This window comes from Neisseria sp. S1 (assembly GCF_048060015.1).
Lineage (GTDB): Bacteria > Pseudomonadota > Gammaproteobacteria > Burkholderiales > Neisseriaceae > Neisseria > Neisseria arctica.
Window position 1 is genome coordinate 39,929 of record NZ_JBLUPI010000007.1, and the last position, 14,115, is coordinate 54,043.

Consider the following 14,115-nt stretch of genomic DNA (forward strand, 5'->3'; position numbering starts at 1 on the left):
GTTTTGTTATTGCCGACAAGCCCCAAAAATTATATGCGATAAAGGCGTGCGATAGTTTCTGCCGCTGCTACACATTCTTCTACGCCGGCGACCAGCGCAATACGGACATAGCCTTCGCCGGGGTTGCCGTCAACACCATCCCTAGCTAAAAAGCGGCCCGGCAATACTTGGATAGCTGCTTTCTCCCATAAATTTTTGGCAAAGGCCAAATCATCGCCTCCGGGTACCTTTAACCATAAATAAAATGACGCATCAGGCATATTTACATCAAAAGATTGGCGTAATATCGGCAAGACTTTATCGAATTTTTCTTGGTATAGGCGGCGGTTTTCTTCAACATGCGCTTCGTCATTCCAAGCAGCAATGCTGGCACGTTGGACCGGAATGCTCATGGCACTGCCGTGATAAGTCCGGTAAAGCAGAAAAGCTTTTAATAATTCAGCATCTCCGGCTACAAAACCTGAACGAAGGCCGGGAACGTTCGAACGTTTGGACAAGCTGGTAAACATCACAATGCCTTTATTGCTTCGGCCTAGCTCTGCTGCGGCTTGTAGACATCCGATAGGTTTGTTGCCGTTGAAATAGATTTCCGAATAGCATTCGTCAGAAGCAATGACAAAACCATAGCGGTCTTGCAGGTTGAAGAGTTCCTCCCAGTCTTCTTTCTGCATCACGCTGCCGCTGGGATTATTCGGAGAGCAAACGAACACCAAGGCGGCACGCTGCCAATCTGATTCGCTGATTTGCGACCATTGCGGCAGAAAGCGCGGGGCATTACAGTTTGCGAAAACAATATCCGCTCCACCTAAAAAAGCAGCTCCTTCGTAAATTTGATAAAACGGATTGGGGCTGATAACGGCCTGTTTGTCATCTTTGTGTGCCAACACTACTTGCGCAAATGAAAATAAAGCTTCGCGGCTGCCTAATACAGGCAGGATTTCAGTGTCAGGGTCGAGCTGCAAGCCGTTATAGCGTCTGGCCGCCCAATCGGCACAGGCTTGCCGCAATTCCGGCAGGCCGGCAGAAAGCGGGTAGGCGGAAAGCTCCGGCAGGGCTTCTGTCAGCGCATCGGTAATCACTTTAGGGGTCGGATGTTTGGGTTCGCCTATATGCAGGGGAATAGGTTTGATACCTTCGGGCGCATTACAGTTTTGCATGGCTTCGCGTAGGCGGGCAAAAGGGTAGGGCTTGAGCTGGCTTAGTAAAGGATTCATAGCGAAAATTCAAATCAGATAGGATAAAACGGTTTAATGTTAACACTATTTGCTGTTTTAGTGGTTTGCCAATATTCGAACACCTAATGCTTGCAGTTTGTCGAGTGTATATGTCCATGCGTCATTAATGGATTCGCAGGCAGTGTTTTCGGCTTTTAGGCCAAACTCGATATGTGGTTGTTGAAATCTGCCTGCACCGTCCGGTTTGCCTACGCTTGGCAGACTGAAAGTGCGGATGCCGGGATAGATTGCTTCGATTTCATGCATCAGTGGGACGAGCTTAGACTCGGCAATGTCAAATAAATATATTTGGCGTTGGCAATTTTTGCGTTTATGGAAATATTGCGCATAGTATGTTGACAATACCCATTCAGCCATCGGATGCGCCATTACGGGGAAACCGGGCAGGAAGTAATGTTGGCGGATAGAGAAACCGGCGATTTGGTTGTAACGGTTTGGAATTAATGTGGATTCTTTGGGAAACTCCGCCATTTTCAACCGTTGGAGGTGGGTTGCGGAGTCAAGACTATCGCCCCGTTGCAGAGAAACTTTTTCAATCAGGGCAGAGGCCTCTTCGTGCAGCACTAAAGGTGTATTTAATGCTTCTGCCGCTGCTTGTCGGGTATGGTCGTCCGGTGTGGCTCCGATGCCTCCGGTCACAAAAGTAGGCAGGCCGTCTGAAAAACTACGGCGCAGCTGTTTGGCCAACCATTGCCGGTCATCAGGCAGATATTGTACTTGGCCTAGATTAAATCCGTATTTTTCTAAGAGTGATTTAAAAAACGCAAAATGTTTGTCGGTACGGCTGCCATGTAGGATTTCATCGCCGATAATGATTAAGTTGAAGTACATGCGGGTATCCTTAAATAATTTAAGACTAAGTGTGCCGAAGCCGTCTGAAAACAGGTATGCAGTTGGAAAAACTGGACTAATCAGCCGATTCATACAATAATAAACCCATTTTGAAAACCATACCTGTATTGCATCGGAATAAACAGCATGAGCACACAAAATCATACTATTTTACAAACTCTTCCTGTCGGCCAAAAAGTCGGTATCGCCTTTTCGGGCGGTTTGGATACCTCGGCGGCGCTTTTATGGATGAAACTTAAGGGGGTGCAACCTTATGCCTATACGGCCAATCTCGGACAGCCGGATGAGGAAGATTACGATGCCATTCCGCGTAAAGCGAAAGAATACGGTGCGGTAGAGGCCCGTCTGATAGACTGCCGTACTCAATTGGCACACGAAGGCATTGCCGCTATCCAATGCGGTGCGTTCCATGTGTCGACCGGCGGGGTAACCTATTTCAACACCACGCCGTTGGGACGTGCGGTTACCGGTACCATGTTGGTAGCCGCCATGAAAGAAGATGATGTGAACATCTGGGGCGACGGTTCGACCTACAAAGGCAACGACATCGAACGTTTTTACCGTTACGGCCTGATAACCAACCCCAATCTGCGTATTTATAAACCATGGCTCGACCAACAATTTATCGATGAACTGGGCGGTCGTCAGGAAATGAGCGAGTTTCTGATTGCCAATGGTTTCGATTATAAAATGTCGGTGGAAAAAGCCTATTCTACCGATTCGAATATGCTCGGTGCGACTCATGAAGCCAAAGATCTCGAGTTTTTGAATACCGGTATTAAAATCGTTAAGCCTATTATGGGTGTGGCTTTCTGGGATGAAAGCGTGGAAATCAAACCCGAAGAAGTGACTGTGCGCTTTGAAGAGGGGGTGCCGGTGGCTCTCAATGGCAAAGAATACGCTGATCCCGTAGCGTTATTTTTAGAGGCAAACCGTATTGGTGGCCGTCACGGTTTGGGTATGAGCGACCAAATCGAAAACCGCATTATCGAAGCCAAATCACGCGGTATCTACGAAGCTCCGGGGATGGCTTTGCTACATATCGCTTATGAGCGGTTGGTAACCGGTATTCACAATGAAGACACTATTGAGCAATACCGCATCAACGGCTTGCGTTTGGGACGTTTGCTGTACCAAGGCCGCTGGTTTGATTCTCAGGCACTGATGTTGCGCGAAACTGCACAGCGTTGGGTTGCCCGTGCCATTACGGGTGAGGTAACGCTGGAACTGCGCCGCGGTAACGACTATTCTCTGTTGAATACCGAGTCGCCCAATCTCACTTATGCGCCGGAACGCCTGAGCATGGAAAAAGTAGAAAATGCGGCCTTTACACCTGCTGACCGTATCGGTCAGTTGACTATGCGTAATCTGGATATCGTTGATACCCGTGCTAAGTTGGGTATTTATTCGAAATCAGGCTTATTGCAATTAGGTGAAGGTTCTGTGTTGCCGCAATTGGGTAATAAGAAATAATGTACACAATTGATTAAATTTGCAAATAAAGGCCGTCTGAAATTTTCAGACGGCCTTTTTAGTATTTTATGCTGTACGGGAATAAACTATCTGTGGTTAATATAATTTGGTTAAATATTTTATCATTAGATTTATTTGGAATAAATGGTAGAGTATTTGCTATTATTCACATAATATTTTTATTTAAACCGCTGTCTTAATTTGGACAGTTAGTGACTATTCAAGAAAATTTAACGAGGGAGAAAGTATGAAGCGTACATTAATTGCAGCATGGATTGCGGCATTGCCGGTGTGGGCGGTTGCTCAAGATACAGTAGTATTTGGAGACAGTTTGAGCGATATCGGCCAGCCGGGGTGGGCTCTAAAAGCCACATATACAGACGAAACGGGGCAGCAGCATCGTTTATATGATGAAATTGTAGCCGAGTCTTTGGGCGGCAAATTGGTTGCGTCAGGAGCCGATGGTACGGCTTATGCTTATAGCGGTGGAGTTGTGGTAGGCAGCAACAGCCAGCGTACCGCCGTGCAGCCGAATTTAGCCTTGCAAACGCAGGTAGATAATTATTTGGCCGCCGGTGTCAAAAAAGATGCTCTGCATATTTTATGGGGCGGAGGTAATGATATGGCGGCTATTTTGGAACGGGCGCAAAGTAGTACCTCACCTGCTTTATCTGCAGCGGTAGATATTGCTGCTGCGGCTGAATCCGGTGCCAAACAATTGCAAAGTTTGAAAAATGCCGGGGTGGATTTGGTGGTGATGCCGAATGTGCCGAATGTTGTTTATACGCCTACTTTATTTGAGTTGTTCGGCAAAGCGGCCGCACAGGGCATCAACAAACAGGTAATCGATACTTTGACTACTGCTGGGCAGGATAGCCAACAGGCTGCAGCAACCGCCGGTATGGTTGCCAACCAATTTACCCAAGCATTTCAGGCGGCCTCAGCTTCGCTGGCTGCCAGTAACCAAACTTCGTTAGCAGACTTTGAAAATGCCCGTGTTGCGGTACTCAATGACACTGTTGAAAAATTATATGCTACGCCTATAGGTGCGGCATTGACGGCGGCAGGTGTGGGCAAGGCGGCTTTTTCTGCGGGATTGCAGGCTCAATACCAAACATTTTCGACCAGTGCGGCGGATGCAACGGGCCGCTTGAATAATGAAACCAATACAGCTGTCGGCAAAGTCGGTGGCAATGTTGTCCGATTGGATACCAACCAACTTTTCACCGATATATTAAATAACCCGGCGGCTTATGGATTTAATAATACGACTGTTCCGGTTTGCAGTAGCAGTACTGCGCAAACTTTATGCAGCCCTGCCAATGCCGCAGAAGCGGATAGCCGCTTGTTCGCCGATAGTTTCCACCCAGGACCGAAAGCACATCAGATAATGGCCGATTATCTGCTTAGCACGCTACAGGCACCGCAAGAAATAGCAGGGTTAGGACGCACGGCCTTATCCGGTAGTTTGGCGGCGGCAGATTTTATCAGAGAGGAAAGCCGCCGAAGCCGTAAACAGCCTCCGCGCACATTAGATGCGATAGCTGCGTACAATCATAACGGTGATGACGGGCAGACTGTTTATGCGGGTGCAAAGGTGCAGTTTGATCCGCAATGGCAAGCCGGGGTAATGGTCGGAAGACAAAATGTAGACAGCCGTTATGGTCAAACCGAGATTGGCGGCAGAGCCCATCATTTCGGGGCTTATTTGCGTTATGATATGCCGCGTGCTTGGGTAGGCGGTTTGCTGCAGATCGGTGATGCCGATTATACGACGCGTCGAAGCATCGTGTTAGGCCAAAACCGCATTAGCCAGCAGGCCGAAAGCGGTGGCCGTATACGGTCGGCAGGTTTGTTCGGCGGTTATGATGTATGGCGGCAAGGTGATACCCGTATTGCGGCTTTGGGAGATTTGACTCTATCTTCAGGTAAAGTCAATGCCGTAAACGAGAGAAGCGGCGGAGCGACACAGATGCAATTCGCCGAACAAAATATCCGCTCATTGCGCAGTGGTTTGGGCTTGGAGGCCAAACATACGGTAGGTAATCTGACGCCGTTTGCCAATGTGCGTTGGGTGAAAGAGTGGAAAAATAACCAACAACAGGTAACGGCCACTTTAAACGGTAGCAGTTTTACTTTGCCTGTAGCCAATGAAGACCGCAGCTGGATCAACGGCCAGCTGGGCGTGGTATGACAACCTAAGGAGCGCTTGCGTTTCCACACTGCCTTGGGGCGAGATTTTGCCCGTGAAGGCAGCAGTAATACTTCGGTGCAGGTAGGTGCGGGAATGCTGTTTTAAATCTCTGGTGAAGCGCGGAAGCAGATAAAGTTGATATATCGATAATCTGCAATATTTCACCGTTCAAATGCCGTCTGAAAAGTTTCAGACGGCATTATTTTGTTAATACCGCTGTTTAAATATTTTTTATTTGATATTTTTTATTTGAATTGCTGCAATTTTAAAATTTTATTTTTTTAGATGGGTTGTTTGGAAACTTATTGGATTTTCAGACGGCCTTGGTGATAGGCCGCCATATTATCCGTTTGCTTGGTTATAAAATTTTTAGGTTGGCGGGTTTTGTGTAAACAGTGCGGCAAGGGCTGAAAGGCGGAGGGTGTCGCTCCCCCATTTTCGCGCCTGTAGGTGGCGCATCCAATTTATCGGTTTTATAGATGAGTTGATTGCGGTTGCAATATCGTTGGAGAGGGTATTCTGATGTTGCTGCCAAATAGCAGAGGCTTGGTTTAGTAGATTGTGCTTTCTCAGCCAGATAGCGGTAGAGTGCAGATAGCAAAGGTAATCGCGGCTTTGGCAGCGCTCTATAGTCAGATAATCACCCGGATCATCTTCAAAGTCGATAAAGCCGATGATACCGTCCTCGCAAACGATCATATTGCGGGCGAATGCTTGGCTGAGATATTGGTTTTGCTTGTGCACGTTATTGATGGCATCCAGGCCTTGTTGCCAATACTCAAGGCGGTCGGGGCTGTTTTCGATGTAGTGAAGCAAGGTATGATCGCCGATATGGGTGAACATCAATCCGTTGTCGGCTTCTGCCAAAAGGCGCGGAACGCGGATATGATGCCGGCTGAGTTGACGCAAACGACGCGCTTCAATTTTCAGTGCCGCCCGCCCGCCCGGATTCGGAACCGGTTGCAGTGCACCCAAATTTAATGAGCGGGAAAGAATACTGAGTAGGGTGTAGCGCCATTGGGGAATGGTTTTGCCGGTTTTGCGTACCCATACATTTAGCCCGTCTGCAAGAATATGGTGGGCAATGGTGGCGGATTGTGTGGCAAGTAGGCAGTTGAGTTCAGCGGTATAGTCTGTCATCGGCGGGCATCTTGAAAACGGTAGTAGGAAGAGCCGACAAATGATGCGGCTTTACGTAGAGGCTTGCCTCCGGGAATACTTCTGTGGCGGAGCTGTTCAAAAGGCTGCAGGCGGCTGTTGTCGCCTAATATCGCCTCGGCAACAGCCAGGCCTGCAATGCCTGTAATGGCCATGCCGTGGCCACAGTAGCCTTGCAAAAAGTAGAGGTTGGCTGCTTGGCGGCCAAAATGCGGAGTAAGATTGGGAGTAATATCACAATCTCCTCCCCATGAAAAGTCGATGCGTGCATTTTCGAGTTGCGGAAAAACTTTCAGCATATCACGGCGGACCGCTTGGGTCATGCGTTGCGGATCGTGGATGAATTCACTGTCTTTCCCTCCGAAGAGTAGCCTTCCGTCAGCGCTGAGGCGGTAGTAATCGAGAATGTAGCGGTTATCGCATACGGCCATATTATTTCGGATAAGCGTTTGCGCGGTAGTACCTAAAGGTTCAGTGGCAATCATGAAAGTGCTGACCGATAGGGCTTTACGGTCTAGACGTCGGAATGCGCGGTTACGGTTTTTGCCGGCAAATGTATTAACTGCCAACACAACGTTGTCGCATTGAATGGTAGCCGCGGGAGTGTGTATCAGCCAACCTCCGAAAGCAGGCTCCATGCTGATGAAGGGGGTGTTTTCATATATATGCGCTCCCGAAGCGGCTGCGGCACGAGCAATGCCTAAAGTATAGTTGAGCGGGTGAAGATGCCCTGAAAGAGGATCATATAGGCCGCCGAGATAGCGCTCGCTGGCGAGTTGTTGTTGAAGGGCGGTTTTATCCCACATTTCCAGATGGGTAATGCCATATTGGCGGCGGGCTTTTTCCTGCCACTCTTCTAAGGCTTCTAAATGACGGGGGCGGATGGCAACGGTGGCATAGCCTCGTGTCCAATCACATTCGATACGGTATTTACGGATACGTTCGTCTACCAACTCGACTGCTGCCAGTGATTGTTGCCAAAACCACAGGGCGCGTTCGCTGCCGGCCTGCCTTTCTAAGGTTCCCATTCCGCAGGCATAATCGCTGAGGATTTGCCCGCCGCTGTGCCCGGATGCTCACGAGCCGATACGGGCAGCCTCGATGAGCGCGACACTATAGCCGTTTTCAGCCAGCGGTAGCGCAGTACATAAGCCTGATAGTCCGCCGCCGACAATACATGTACCGACTTCAATATGCTCTTTTAGTTGAGGGTATCGGGGTGGTGAGATAATGCTGTGGTGGTAATAAGAGGAGGTGGAGTCTTTTGAAGCCGGAGTTCGCATAAAAATAAAGTTGTTGTCGGCAAACTGTTTTCAGACGGCACCGATATTTTGAAGTGGAAAACCGAGGCCGTCTGAAAACGGTCTGAAGCAGGTATTAATACAAATAACAAGTATGGTTTGAGAGGTATAAATACAAATTTGATGGTTGGTTGATTATAGAATTAAATTGGAAAATCGTCTGCATGTTTTTGTAAACACTTAATAAAAATACAGGCCGTTTTGAAACGGCCTGTATTTTTATGCCTGATTGGCTTTTTCAAGCGCTAATTTTTCTTGGCGGTAAGCTTCGGCCGCTTCCCGTTCCCGCTTCGTAGTTTGGCGCATCATATAGTAATTGATAAGGATGACCAAGCTGCCTACGATGGTGATGAAGATAGTGGCCAATACGTTCATCTGCGGATCAAGGCCGAGTTTGATTTTTGAGAAAATCACTTGCGGCAATGTGGAAGATCCCGGGCCGGATAGGAACGAAGTAATTACCAAATCATCCAACGAAAGGGTAATACCCAATAAAAAGCCCGATGCGATAGCAGGAGCAATCAGAGGCAGGGTAATCACGAAGAAAATCTTCAATGGACGGGCGCCCAAGTCCATTGCTGCCTCTTCTAGAGATTGATCCAATTCAATCAGACGTGAGCGGATGACCACGGTGATATAGGCCATGCATAAAGTGGTGTGACCGAGAAAAATGGTGAAAAAGCCCCGGTCAAAATACAGGAAACTGAGCAGTTCGCTGTTTTGCAGGAACATTTGCACTTGGATAATCAGCAGCAGCATTGATAGGCCGGTAATAACGTCAGGCATTACCATCGGCGCAGATACCATACCTGCAAACAGAGTACTGCCGCGGAAGCGCTTGATACGCGCGAGAGCATAGCCGGCCAGTGTACCCAAAATAACGGCAGCAAAAGACGAAACCAATGCAATGCGAAGCGAGAGCCAGGCCGCTTCCAGAATAGTGCTGTTTTGTAGCAGTTCGCTATACCATTTGGTCGAAAAACCACCCCATACGGTTACCAGTTTGGATTCGTTAAACGAATAAATGACCAGTACGACCAAGGGAATGTAAAGGAACGCCAAGCCGATAAACAGCATCAGCTTTAAGAACCAGGAGAGTTTGTGACCCTGCATTATTTCGCTCCTTCTTCAAGTTCGCGGTTTTCATAGCGGTGGAACAGCACAATAGGCACGACCAGCAGCAATACCATGATAACGGCAACGGCGGAAGCCAATGGCCAGTTGTTTTGGTCAAAGAATGCCTGCCACAATACTTTACCGATCATCAGATTTTCCGGGCCGCCTACCAGTTCGGGAATCACAAATTCACCGACGGCAGGTACGAACACCAGCATCGACCCTGCGATAATGCCTGTTTTCGAAAGCGGCAGAGTAATAGTGAGAAAAGATTTGATCGGGCCGGCTCCAAGATCAGATGCGGCTTCAAGTAAGCGGCCGTCAAGTTTTACCAGCTGGGTATAAAGCGGCAGAATCATAAACGGCAGGTAGGCATATACCATAACCAAGTTGAGCGAGAAAGCATTGTAGAACAAATCCAACGGTTGGCTGATAACGCCGTATTTCATCAGCATGTTATTAATGATGCCGTTGTGGCCGAGTAACCCCATCCATGCATAAACGCGCAACAGGAAAGATGTCCAAAAGGGCAGCATGATAGCCAATAACAAGCCGTTGCGGATAGAAGGGTTGGCACGGGAAATTGCATAAGCAATCGGGTAGCCGAGCAGCAGACAGATAATGGTTGTCGTCAGCGCGGTTTTGATAGAAAGCCAATAAGTCAGGAGATAAATATTATTGCCGCGCCCTTCGGTAAACGGATTCAGCATTTGGCTGAGCGTAGACCAGAAGTTTTGGAAAATATCCGCATAGTTTTGATAGCTCAATGCGATATTCAGACGGCCCATGTCGGGGTCGGTGGTGATCAGGGGCGAGTAGGGCGGAATAGCCAATTCCTGCTCGGCAAAACTGATTTTCAATACAATCGCAAAGGGAATCAAAAACAACACTAGCAACCAGATATAAGGTATGCCGATAACCAGGCCGCGGCTGGGCTTAAAGTGAAGCTTGCTTTTGAGTTTAGGAAAATCCATTGGGCTTGCCCTTTATTTAGCGGGTGAGCGGGGTAGGCTGGTTTGCAGGCCAGCTCATGTACACGGTTTCGTCCCAAGTAGGCGGTGTGATATTGCGTACATACCAATACGGTGCAGGAACTTGGCTTTTTATGATGCGGCCGTTTTCCAACTCAACGTGATAGGTAGCAAAGCTGCCGAGATAGGCAATTTCTTTAACCGTACCGCGCGCCCAGTTGAACTCGCCCAAGTGTTCGGGTTTTTCTTTATATAGGTCGATATCCTCAGGGCGGATACTCAACCATAAATCTTGCTCGGTTGGGCCGCCTAAGCCGTGGTCGATGCGCACGGGATTTTCCAGCTCGGGGCAGTGGATGACGGCGTAATCGGCATGGTCTTCCGTTACCGTACCTTCGAAGATATTGGTTTCGCCGATAAATTCGGCGGTAAAACGACTGTTAGGGAAGTCGTACACGTCGCTTGGGGTACCGACTTGTTGCAATTGGCCTTCGGACATAATGGCAATACGGGTTGCCATAGTCATGGCTTCTTCTTGGTCATGGGTAACCATAATGCAGGTAACGCCGACTTGTTCAAGCGTGTTTACCAACTCGAGTTGTGTTTGCTGGCGCAATTTTTTATCGAGGGCGCCTAATGGTTCGTCAAGCAACAGGATTTTCGGGCGTTTGGCCAAGCTGCGGGCCAATGCGACGCGTTGTTGTTGGCCGCCTGAAAGCTGGTGCGGTTTACGTTTTGCAAATTTGGTCATTTGAACCAAGCGCAACATTTCTTCTACGCGGGCGGCGATTTCGTCTTTCGGCATTTTGTCTTGCTTGAGGCCGAAGGCAATATTTTGCTCTACCGTCATGTGCGGGAAGAGGGCGTAGCTTTGGAACATCATATTAATCGGCCGGTCGTACGGGGCCAGTTTGGTAATGTCTTGCCCGTCGAGGATGATTTTTCCTTGTGTAGGCGTTTCCATGCCCGCAAGCATACGCAGCAAAGTTGATTTGCCGCAGCCTGAGCTGCCGAGTAGGGCGAATATTTCATGTTTGTAGATATCGAGGTCGATATGGTCGACAGCGTAATTGTCACCAAACTTTTTCACCAGCCCTTGGATTTGCAGGTAGGGCGCGGCGGAAGAGGCAGCGGTTGCGGTCATGGGCGAATGCTCCGGTTAAGTAGCAAAATGCCGTATGCGGCATTTTTTATAGGGTGATAAAAAGCTGTTTGCTTGCTGGAAAAGCGCACGGGCAGCAGGTTATGTACAGTTGAATTACAAACTTGTAATTATATTAGGCTATGGCTTTTCGGGGCAATATAAAATTGGCTTAATGTTGGTATTTCTTGGTTAGAAGAATTGTTTTGCATTGTCGGGCGGCTTTTAATGAGGGAAGGTCGTATTTTTAGGTACGCTGAAATGTATTTCAAATACTTTTTTACAAGAGATCTAAATCCGGTTGGGAGTATGTGTGCGGATATGTAAAAGGCGCGTTGCTGTAAAGCAAAGCGCGCCAAATGTCGGATTGGGATGGTTTTAGGCCTGTAATTTCAATAAAACACCAGCTAGTGATTTTTGCCAGTCGGCAGGGATAATGCCTAAGGTGTTTTGAATTTTGTTGCAGTCCAGCACACTGTAGGCAGGGCGGGCGGCAGGAGTGGGAAAGCCGCTGCTGTCGATGGCATGGATTCGGGGAGGTTGTTGCGTCGGATCCTGTAAAGCGGCAGTTTCGAAAATCGTGCAGGCAAAGTCATACCAAGAGGCGGGCTTGTCGCCACAGTAATGATAAATACCACGGGGAAAGTCTGACTGTTGCAGCATGGTAAGGATGGTTTGTGCCAAATCGCCGGCGTAAGTGGGCGTGCCGATCTGATCGTTAACTATATGCAAGTCTCCACGCTCTTGAGCTGCTTTCAGCATAGTTTTCACGAAATTTTGGCCGTATTCGCTAAATACCCATGAAGTGCGAATAACCACGCTGGCGGAGTGTTCGGATAATGCCAGCAGCTCGCCGGCTAATTTTGATCGGCCGTAAACGCTTTGGGGATCAGGAACATCACTTTCGGTATAGGGAACTTTATTGTTGCCGCTAAAGACGTAATCGGTTGAAATGTGCACGAAGCGGGCGTGTACGGTACGGGCTGCGGCAGCTAAGTTATATACGGCGCGCGCATTTACGGCAAAGGCTTTGGCACTTTCGCTTTCGGCTTTATCTACGGCAGTATAAGCCGCTGCATTGATGATTGCATCGGGTTGGAAGTTTTGCGCCATATTGAGAACGGCGGCGGCATCGGTAATGTCGAGTGTGGCAGAGTCGGCGGCAATCAATTCCCAATCTTCGGGCAGACGGTCTTTGATGCAGCGGCCGAGTTGGCCTTTGGATCCGGTGAGCAGAATTCTCATGAGTCATTTCCTTGGGTTGTTGTTCGTTATTTGAATGCAAGTGCCGATAGCCCGTGCCTGATTGTTATTAAGTGGGCAGCGGCGCCGCTAGGCTGTTGACAGCTGTGCCGGATATGGTGATTTCAGACGGCATGATTGTTTCCATTATAAAACAAGCCGTATAAATTACACGAAATTATTTGATTTTTTGAAATATTCCGATAGGGGTGAAAATTAATAGGGGCGAAAGTTGAAAAACGTGTTGTGTTTAAGATAATTATTTATTGTTACGATGACTTTGTTTTGTAATAGTTCGGCTTTGGGCTATACTCAATCAGGTATGTTTCAATAGACGGTATGAAATTGCGTTTGCCGTTGAAGCGGTAAGATTTTGTTTGATTTGAACGGAGTGTTCTAAAAATGTTGAAAAAATGGTTGGCCGCGGTTGCGGTGATGTTGTCTTTATTTAGTTTGAGCGGTTGCGGTTATAACACTATGCAGGCCCAAGATGAGGCGGCTAATGGAGCTTGGTCGGAAGTTTTAAACCAATACCAGCGCCGTGCCGATTTAATTCCGAATTTGGTGAATACGGTAAAAGGTTATGCCACGCATGAGCAAGAGGTATTTACCCAAGTAACCGAGGCGCGCAGTAAGGTAGGCAGCATTCAACTGACTGCCGAAGACGCTACCGATCCGGAGAAAATCAAACAGTTCCAACAGGCTCAAGGAGAGCTGAGCAGTGCGCTTTCACGTTTGTTGGTGGTTTCTGAAAACTACCCCCAATTGAAGGCCGATCAAAACTTCCGTGATTTGCAGGCACAATTGGAAGGTACGGAAAACCGGATTTCTTTGGCGCGTAACAATTATATCAAAGCGGTGCAAACTTATAACACGACTTTGCGCCAATTCCCGCAAAACATTACGGCAAAAATTTTCGGCATGAAGGTCCGCGCCAATTTCAGCGTAGAAAATGAAGCCGCCGTTTCCAATGCTCCGAAAGTTTCTTTCTGACTTTCTAGGTTAGTGTTTATTCAGACGGCCCAACCTTTTATAGGCCGTCTGAAAATTCCGTATGTTGAAAACATTGTTTTTATTTGCGGTTACAGCTTTAGCTGAGATTATAGGCTGTTACCTGCCTTATGTTTGGCTGCGGCAGCAAGGTTCATCTTGGCTGTTGGTGCCGGCGGTTGTAAGTTTGGCGTTGTTTGCCTGGTTATTGACTTTGCACCCAACTGCCAGCGGTAGAGTGTATGCGGCTTATGGTGCGGTTTATGTGTGTGCCGCTTTATTGTGGCTGTGGCAGATAGATGGCGTTCGCCCTACGGCAACCGATTTGCTCGGGGCTGCGCTGTGTTTGAGTGGAATGGTCGTCATTATGATGGGGGCGAAAACATAAAACCGCCAAGGTAATATCAGCGGTTATTTTCAGCCTTCTTGCCGACTGTTTGAA

General features: G+C 48.2%; 11 protein-coding genes and 1 pseudogene. 4 read left to right on the plus strand and 8 right to left on the minus strand.

Annotation, left to right across the window (positions count from 1 at the left end):
• Window positions 1–29 precede the first annotated feature (29 nt).
• Window positions 30–1,214 carry a succinyldiaminopimelate transaminase gene (dapC, locus tag ACEPPX_RS06685; protein WP_416623429.1) on the minus strand — a complete coding sequence of 395 codons (1,185 nt, stop codon included), beginning with the start codon at window positions 1,212–1,214 and terminating at the stop codon, window positions 30–32.
• A gap of 57 nt (window positions 1,215–1,271) precedes the next feature.
• A complete protein-coding gene (locus tag ACEPPX_RS06690) occupies window positions 1,272–2,066 on the minus strand; it encodes a competence/damage-inducible protein A (RefSeq protein ID WP_416623430.1) in 795 nt (264 codons plus the stop codon).
• A gap of 147 nt (window positions 2,067–2,213) precedes the next feature.
• Between ACEPPX_RS06690 and argG the strand changes: the two genes are divergently transcribed.
• Entirely contained in the window at window positions 2,214–3,560 is a 1,347-nt protein-coding gene (argG, locus tag ACEPPX_RS06695; RefSeq protein WP_416623431.1) for an argininosuccinate synthase, read from the plus strand.
• A 247-nt stretch (window positions 3,561–3,807) separates the two neighbouring features.
• Entirely contained in the window at window positions 3,808–5,754 is a 1,947-nt protein-coding gene (locus ACEPPX_RS06700; protein WP_416623432.1) for an autotransporter domain-containing protein, read from the plus strand.
• Between the two features lie 369 nt (window positions 5,755–6,123).
• On the opposite strand, the gene ACEPPX_RS06705 is transcribed toward ACEPPX_RS06700, so the two are convergent.
• The 6 genes and pseudogenes from ACEPPX_RS06705 to rfbD form a co-directional block, all read right to left on the minus strand.
• Window positions 6,124–6,894, minus strand: a complete 771-nt coding sequence (locus tag ACEPPX_RS06705) for a hypothetical protein (RefSeq protein ID WP_416623433.1) — start codon at window positions 6,892–6,894, stop codon at window positions 6,124–6,126.
• Window positions 6,891–8,195 (minus strand): annotated as a pseudogene (locus ACEPPX_RS06710) (NAD(P)/FAD-dependent oxidoreductase). The gene ACEPPX_RS06705 and the pseudogene ACEPPX_RS06710 overlap by 4 nt, the downstream one beginning before the upstream one ends.
• 237 nt (window positions 8,196–8,432) lie before the next feature.
• The gene (locus ACEPPX_RS06715) at window positions 8,433–9,326 is read right to left on the minus strand and encodes an ABC transporter permease subunit (RefSeq protein WP_047760717.1); all 894 of its coding nucleotides are present in this window, start codon (window positions 9,324–9,326) and stop codon (window positions 8,433–8,435) included.
• A complete protein-coding gene (locus ACEPPX_RS06720) occupies window positions 9,326–10,303 on the minus strand; it encodes an ABC transporter permease subunit (protein ID WP_047760716.1) in 978 nt (325 codons plus the stop codon). Before ACEPPX_RS06720 ends, ACEPPX_RS06715 begins: the two co-directional genes overlap by 1 nt.
• A 16-nt stretch (window positions 10,304–10,319) precedes the next feature.
• Entirely contained in the window at window positions 10,320–11,444 is a 1,125-nt protein-coding gene (locus ACEPPX_RS06725) for an ABC transporter ATP-binding protein (protein WP_047760715.1), read from the minus strand.
• A 375-nt stretch (window positions 11,445–11,819) separates the two neighbouring features.
• Window positions 11,820–12,686 (minus strand): dTDP-4-dehydrorhamnose reductase, encoded by an 867-nt coding sequence (gene rfbD, locus ACEPPX_RS06730; RefSeq protein WP_416623434.1) that lies wholly within the window; start codon window positions 12,684–12,686, stop codon window positions 11,820–11,822.
• 399 nt (window positions 12,687–13,085) lie between these two features.
• Here rfbD and ACEPPX_RS06735 point away from each other — a divergent pair, with 399 nt between their 5' ends.
• Together ACEPPX_RS06735 and ACEPPX_RS06740 are read left to right on the plus strand one after the other, a co-directional pair.
• Window positions 13,086–13,676 carry a LemA family protein gene (locus ACEPPX_RS06735; RefSeq protein ID WP_047760713.1) on the plus strand — a complete coding sequence of 197 codons (591 nt, stop codon included), beginning with the start codon at window positions 13,086–13,088 and terminating at the stop codon, window positions 13,674–13,676.
• A gap of 61 nt (window positions 13,677–13,737) precedes the next feature.
• Complete coding sequence (locus ACEPPX_RS06740; protein WP_416623435.1) at window positions 13,738–14,061, plus strand: YnfA family protein; 324 nt, start codon at window positions 13,738–13,740, stop codon at window positions 14,059–14,061.
• Window positions 14,062–14,115: the final 54 nt, after the last annotated feature.

What these genes read in the sequence shown, in the direction of transcription:
- dapC (WP_416623429.1), bottom strand. Translation starts at nt 1,214, where the DNA reads ATGAATCCTTTACTAAGCCAGCTCAAGCCCTACCCTTTTGCCCGCCTA.
- ACEPPX_RS06690 (WP_416623430.1), bottom strand. Translation starts at nt 2,066, where the DNA reads ATGTACTTCAACTTAATCATTATCGGCGATGAAATCCTACATGGCAGC.
- argG (WP_416623431.1), top strand. Translation starts at nt 2,214, where the DNA reads ATGAGCACACAAAATCATACTATTTTACAAACTCTTCCTGTCGGCCAA.
- ACEPPX_RS06700 (WP_416623432.1), top strand. Translation starts at nt 3,808, where the DNA reads ATGAAGCGTACATTAATTGCAGCATGGATTGCGGCATTGCCGGTGTGG.
- ACEPPX_RS06705 (WP_416623433.1), bottom strand. Translation starts at nt 6,894, where the DNA reads ATGACAGACTATACCGCTGAACTCAACTGCCTACTTGCCACACAATCC.
- ACEPPX_RS06715 (WP_047760717.1), bottom strand. Translation starts at nt 9,326, where the DNA reads ATGCAGGGTCACAAACTCTCCTGGTTCTTAAAGCTGATGCTGTTTATC.
- ACEPPX_RS06720 (WP_047760716.1), bottom strand. Translation starts at nt 10,303, where the DNA reads ATGGATTTTCCTAAACTCAAAAGCAAGCTTCACTTTAAGCCCAGCCGC.
- ACEPPX_RS06725 (WP_047760715.1), bottom strand. Translation starts at nt 11,444, where the DNA reads ATGACCGCAACCGCTGCCTCTTCCGCCGCGCCCTACCTGCAAATCCAA.
- rfbD (WP_416623434.1), bottom strand. Translation starts at nt 12,686, where the DNA reads ATGAGAATTCTGCTCACCGGATCCAAAGGCCAACTCGGCCGCTGCATC.
- ACEPPX_RS06735 (WP_047760713.1), top strand. Translation starts at nt 13,086, where the DNA reads ATGTTGAAAAAATGGTTGGCCGCGGTTGCGGTGATGTTGTCTTTATTT.
- ACEPPX_RS06740 (WP_416623435.1), top strand. Translation starts at nt 13,738, where the DNA reads ATGTTGAAAACATTGTTTTTATTTGCGGTTACAGCTTTAGCTGAGATT.